Source organism: Streptomyces sp. CBMA123 (assembly GCF_014596465.1).
Taxonomy (GTDB): Bacteria; Actinomycetota; Actinomycetes; order Streptomycetales; family Streptomycetaceae; genus Kitasatospora.
Genome location: NZ_MECK01000309.1, coordinates 1 through 5,709 on the forward strand (window position 1 = coordinate 1; position 5,709 = coordinate 5,709).

The following is a 5,709-nucleotide window of genomic DNA, read 5'->3' on the forward strand; positions in this document are numbered from 1 at the left end:
GCGGTCCGGGCTCGGCCCCGGAGCCGGCCAGCAGCTGCTGGACCTGCGCCGCGAGCTGGTCCTCCCGGTAGACGGTGCCGGGGCCCGCCAGGTGCGGGCTGTGGGCGTTCGGGGCGCCGGCGGCGGTCGCGGGGGCCGATGCCGCCGAGGCGGTGGACCTGGAGGAGTCGTCGGGGTGGTTCAGCAGGAGGGCGCCGCCGAGGCCGACGGCGGCCAGTGCGGCGGCCGTGCCGAGCAGCAGGGCGAACCGTCGGCGGCGGGGCCGAGGCCGCCCGGGACCGGAGGCCGTGGCGGGGCGGGACGGGGGCGCGGAGGGCGCCGTGACGGACCGTACGGGCGTGGCCGGGGTGTCCGTCGGGCGGGCGGCGGAGGGGGCCTCCCGGGGGCGTTCCGCGGCTTCGGCCGCCACGCGGTGGTCGGTGCGGGCCGCCTCGGCGAGGGCGGCGTCCAGCCGGGCGGCGACGTCGGCGGGCATCGGTTCGGGCTCGACGGCGCCGAGCAGCGTCTGCACCTCGGCCAGGGCCTCGGCGGTCTCGCGGCACTCGGCGCAGCCGTCCAGGTGCCGCCGCAGCGCCCGGGCGGCCTCCGCGGGCTCGATCAGACCCTCGGCGAAGTCGGCGAGGGCGTCGACGGAGGGGTGGGCGTCGGAGGGCTCGGGGGAGGAGAGGGGGGCGGTCATCGCGTGCTCGCGTCTCCTTCCAGCATCGTGCGGCCGGTACTCGGGCCTGTCCCTGTGACGGTGCGGGGGCCCGTCGGGTTCCCCTGGGGGTCGCGGTGTGCCGGCGGAGTCCCACCGGACGGGCCGGGGGCCGCGCGTCCGGACGCTCCGCGTGCCGGTGTTTCACGTGAAACCTTGCGCCCGCCGCGTTCCCCGCCGCGATTTCCGCCGGGCGCCCCGCCGGGTGCCTCGCCGTCCGTCTCCCGCAGGTGCCGGACCAGGGGGAGCAGCCGGGCCCGGCCGCGCGCACAGCGGCTCTTCACCGTGCCCACCGGGACGCCCAGCAGTTCGGCGGCCTCGGCGACCGGGTAGCCCTGCATGTCGACCAGGACCAGCGCGGCCCGCTGCTCGGGAGGCAGCTCGGCGAGCGCCGCGGTCAGCTCGCGGTGCACCTCGGCCCGGACCACCGGGGAGTCGGCCGGCTCGGCGGTGCCGACCAGGCGGTCCAGCCGCTGCGGGTCCTCGTCCAGCGGGGTGGTGCGCCGGGTGGCGCTGCGCCGGGCGCGGTCCAGGCAGGCGTTGACCACGATCCGGTGCAGCCAGGTGGTGACCGCCGAGCGGCCCTGGAAGCCGGGGGCGGCCCGGAAGGCGGAGACCAGGGCGTCCTGGAGGGCGTCCGCGGCCTCCTCGCGGTCGCCCAGGGTGCGCAGGGCGACCGCCCAGAGCCGGTCGCGGTGGCGGTTCACCAGCAGGCCGAAGGCCTCCTGGTCACCGGCGACGTGCCGGGCGAGTAGCGTCGCGTCGTCGTCCGCCACTGTCCTCCCTCGTCCCTGCCGTCGTTCCGGTGCGGGAACCGTACGGTCAGCCGGAGACCTTGACCTCGGCGACGTGGCCGCGGTACCTGCCGTCGGAATCCTTGTTCAGAGAGGTCAGCCAGATCAAGAGGTAGCGCGTGGTGACCGGCGAGTCGAGGGTGTAGTCGACGTTCACGCCGGACTTCCGGCCGGCGACCACGGTGAAGTTCTCCGGCCTGGCCGAGGCGGGGGCGGAGGCGGCGGCCGCGTTGGGCACCCGGATCTCCGCGGCCTGCTCGCCGTCCTTGAACAGGACGTTCACCGAGGAGACCGACTGCGGCGAGCCGAGGTCGATCATCAGCCCGGTGCCCGACTTGAGGGCGGGCGGCTTGGGGCCGAGCTGGTCGACGTACCAGCCGGTGGTCCAGGCGCTGTTCGGGTCGCCGTCGATGGCGTTCTTGACGCTGTCGGTGCCCTCGGGTCCGTCGCCCAGCGGGTTGTACGACTCCGCGCCCTTGATCGCGATCGGCACCGGCGTGTGCGCCGTCGGGTGCGCGCTCGGGGCGGTGCTGCTGACCGAGGTCTGCGGGGTGGCGACGGCCTGCCCGGTGTTGCGCAGGCTGCCGACGAACTGCCAGGAGGCGACGCCGATCGCGCCCAGCGCGACCGTCCAGGCGGTGGCCTTGACCACCCGGCGCAGCCGGCGCCTGGTGCGCCGGGCGGCGGTCGGCCGGGAGGACGGCGGCAGCGGGGCGACCGTCGTGTCGGCCACCCGGGTGGGGTTGGGCGCGGTGGGCAGGGCGTGGGTGTTGTGCCGGGGCGGGGCCGGGAAGGCCGGCAGCTCGGGCTCGGGCTGGCGGATCCGGGGCAGCTGCGCGATCGCCCGGACCAGCTCCTCCGGGGTGGTGATCGGCTCGGCGTGGTGCGGCGGCTGGTCGAACAGGGCGCGCGCCGCGAGCTCGGACAGGCCCTTGTGGACGCCCGCGCGGACCTGGTCCGGCGCGGCGTTCTGCAGGTCCTTGGGCAGTCCCTTGAGGTCGTAGCGGTCCTCGGGGTACGGCCAGCGGTGGGTGAGCGCGGCGAACAGCAGGGCGCCGATCGCCCGGGTGTCGGTGCGCTGGGCGTCCTCGGTGGAGTCCTCCGGGGGCAGCCCGCGCAGGGCGGCGTCCACCGCGATGCCGTTGATCCGGTACTGGCCGCTGTCGGTGCGCAGCACGCAGCGCGGGGTGAGCCGCAGGTGCGCCTTGCCGCGGCGGTGGGCGGCGGCGACGGCGTCGGCGACCTGGCGGACCATCTGGTACGCCTCGTGCGGCTCCATCGGGCCGTTCACGAGCAGCTTGGCGAGGTCGGAGGCGTGCGGCAGCCACTCCCGCACGACGTAGACCAGCTCGTTCTCCTGGACGGCGTCCAGCACCTGGACGAAGCGCGGGTCGCCGAGCAGGGCCGCGGACTTGGCGGCGGCCAGCACCTTGCGGGCGCGCTGGTGGCCGGAGGCCATCAGGTGGACGCCGACCGCCCGGCGCAGCTTCTCGTCGACGGCGCGCCAGCTGCTGAAGGTCTCGGTCTGGGAGATGCACTCCTCGAGCAGGTACCGGTTGCCGATCTTGTCGCCGCTGTGGCGCATCGGCGCGGGGAGGGTGCGCGGGAGGGTGGCGGTGTCGCGCGGGTCGACGGTGGGCTGGGGGTCGGTCGGGCGGCGCTTGGCGGGCCCGGCCGCGGGCTCGGGGGCGGGCTTCTTCTTCGTCGCCGAGCCGGCCGCCAGCTCGGCGGCGATCTCGTGGACGGAGAGCGGGGCGGTGACCTCCGAGGTCTCCTCGCTCACGGAGGCCTCCGGGGCCCGGTCCGGCTCCGGCTCCGCCGGTCCGTCCTCGTCGGCAGCCGTGGGAGCGTCCGCGGAGGGGGCGTCGGCGGGGCCCGCCGGGGCGGTCTTCCCGTCCCCGAGCTCGTCGATCGCCGCGGCCAGCGCGGCCTCGTCCGCCTCCGCGTCAGCTGCTGACGTGTCGACGACCGCCTTGGTGCCATCAGCCACCGTGGTCCTGCCTCCCCTTGTGTCGCCCCGGCCGAGAGAGTCGCTGGAGCCCGCGGATTGGCCGTCCTGTGCTCCAGGACAATTGTGCCCACTCTTCTCCACCGGGTACGACCGCTGAAGGGTCCGCACGGTTGCACGGGGGTGGAGAGATGTGGTGCAGATCCGACACCGGGCCGCCACCTCGCGGCCCGGGTGCTCCCGGCCGCGGGTGGCGGCCCGAAATCAGGCCGGACGGGCGGGGGCGGTGTCCGCCCCGGTTGACGCCCGGTCAGGGCGTCCGCTCGTACGGCCGGTTGACTGGTCGGTCAGCGGCCCAGTCGGCCGCGGACCATGCCCAGCATGGCGTTCAGTTCCTCGATCCGCAGGCGCTTCGCGATGAACACGAAGACCAGCATCTGGAGGCCGCCGCCCAGCAGGACGGACAGTACGCTGCCCGGCCAGCCGCCGACCACCTGCTGGACCGCCAGGCTGACGCCGAGGCCGATCGCGGCGGCCGGCACGCAGGCGGCGGCCAGCCGGCTGTAGGTCTTGCCGATCCGCTTGGTGTCCAGGCCGCCGATCTTCTTCTTCAGCTTCGGCACCGCGACCGTCACTCCGACGGCGTAGGCGAGGCCGTAGCCGAGGGCCATGCCGGTCACGGTCCACTGCGCGGGCAGCGCTACCCAGCAGACCAGCGAGAAGGCGGCCTGGCAGACGGCCACCCAGACGGTGTTGGAGAACGGCGTCCGGGTGTCCTCGTAGGCGTAGAAGCCGCGCAGCATCACGTACTGGGCCGAGTACGGGATCAGCCCGAGCGCGAAGGCCGACAGCATCAGGCCGACGTTGGTCGCGTTGTCCAGGGCCGTACCGCCGCCGCCGACCGCGTAGATCGAGCGGCCGATCGCCGGGCCGAGCGCCAGGAACAGGAAGGCCGCCGGGACGACCGCCACCGCGGTGGTGCGCAGCCCGTACGACAGGTCGTCACGGACGGCTCCGGCGTCCTCGTCGGCCGCCGCCCGGGAGAGCCGGGGGAGCACCGCGCTCATGATCGAGACGGTGATGACGGCCTGCGGGAGCTGCCAGATCAGCAGGGCGTTGGAGAAGGCCGACAGGCCGACACCGCCGTGACCGCCCTGCTCGGCGGCGCTGCCGGCGGCGGTGGCCAGCTGGGTGATGACCAGGTAGCCGGCCTGGTTGGCGAGCACGAAGAAGAAGGTCCACTTGGCCAGCCGGGCCGCCTTGCCCAGGCCGTGGCCGCGCCAGTCGAAGCGCGGCCGGAAGTGGAAGTCCGCGGCCCGCAGGTACGGGATCATCGCCAGCGACTGGACCACCAGGCCGAGCAGGGTGCCCAGGCCGAGCAGCCGGACGCCCTCCGGGGAGATGTTCTCCGGGGTGACCTGGGTGCCGTTGTAGCCGCCGAAGACCCAGATGTAGGCGCCGAAGGTGAAGATCACCACGATGTTGTTGAGGACCGGGGTCCACATCATCGCGCCGAACCGGCCACGGGCGTTGAGGATCTGGCCCATCACCACGTGCACGCCCATGAAGAAGATGGTCGGCAGGCAGTAGCGGGCCAGCGCCACCGTGGTGTCGGCACGAGCCGGGTTGGTCATCATCGGGTGGGCGATCAGCTGGACCAGCAGGGGCGCCCCGAGCACGGCCAGGAACACCACGCCGCCGAGCCCGACCATCACCAGGGTGAGCAGCCGGTTGGCGTAGGCGGTGCCGCCGTCCTCGTCGTTCTTCATGCTGCGCACCAGCTGCGGCACGAAGACCGCGTTCAGCGCGCCGCCGCCGATCAGGATGTACAGCAGGGTCGGCAGGGTGTTCGCCGCGTTGTAGGAGTCACCCATGACCGCGATGCCGATCGCGCCGGCGATCACCATGGTCCGCAGGAAGCCGGTGCCGCGGGAGACCAGGGTGCCGGCCGCCATGATCGCGCTGGAGCTCAGCAGGCTGGCGACCTTGCCGCCGCCACCGCCCTCGGCGGCGGGTGCGGCCGCGGGCTGGGCGGCCTGCTCCTCGGCGAGCTCCGCCAGCGGCTCGACCGCCGGGGGCACCGCGACGGCGGCCACCTGCATGGTGGCCTCCTCCTCGGAGAGCGGCGGGTCGAACTCGATCGGCGGCACGAAGGGGCGCTGCCCGTCCGGGCCGCCGTACTGCGGCTGCCCCGGGTAGCCGCCCATCGGCGGGTACGGCCCGGGCGCGACCGGCGGCACCGGCGCGGCCGGCTGGACCGGGGCGGGCGG

4 protein-coding genes are annotated in these 5,709 nt (G+C 74.9%); all 4 read right to left on the reverse strand.

The features are described 5' to 3' along the window. Window positions 1-679 (reverse strand): zf-HC2 domain-containing protein (locus BG452_RS28400; RefSeq protein ID WP_188307208.1); only part of this gene is annotated, 679 nt, incomplete at its 3' end. Next, the gene (gene sigM / locus BG452_RS28405; protein WP_188307209.1) at window positions 676-1,473 is read right to left on the reverse strand and encodes an RNA polymerase sigma factor SigM; all 798 of its coding nucleotides are present in this window, start codon (window positions 1,471-1,473) and stop codon (window positions 676-678) included. The genes BG452_RS28400 and sigM, both read right to left, overlap by 4 nt. A 46-nt stretch (window positions 1,474-1,519) precedes the next feature. Continuing rightward, complete coding sequence (locus BG452_RS28410) at window positions 1,520-3,481, reverse strand: protein kinase family protein (RefSeq protein ID WP_188307210.1); 1,962 nt, start codon at window positions 3,479-3,481, stop codon at window positions 1,520-1,522. A gap of 305 nt (window positions 3,482-3,786) precedes the next feature. Then, the coding region (gene murJ, locus BG452_RS28415) for a murein biosynthesis integral membrane protein MurJ (protein WP_188307211.1) at window positions 3,787-5,709 on the reverse strand (1,923 nt) is incomplete at its 5' end.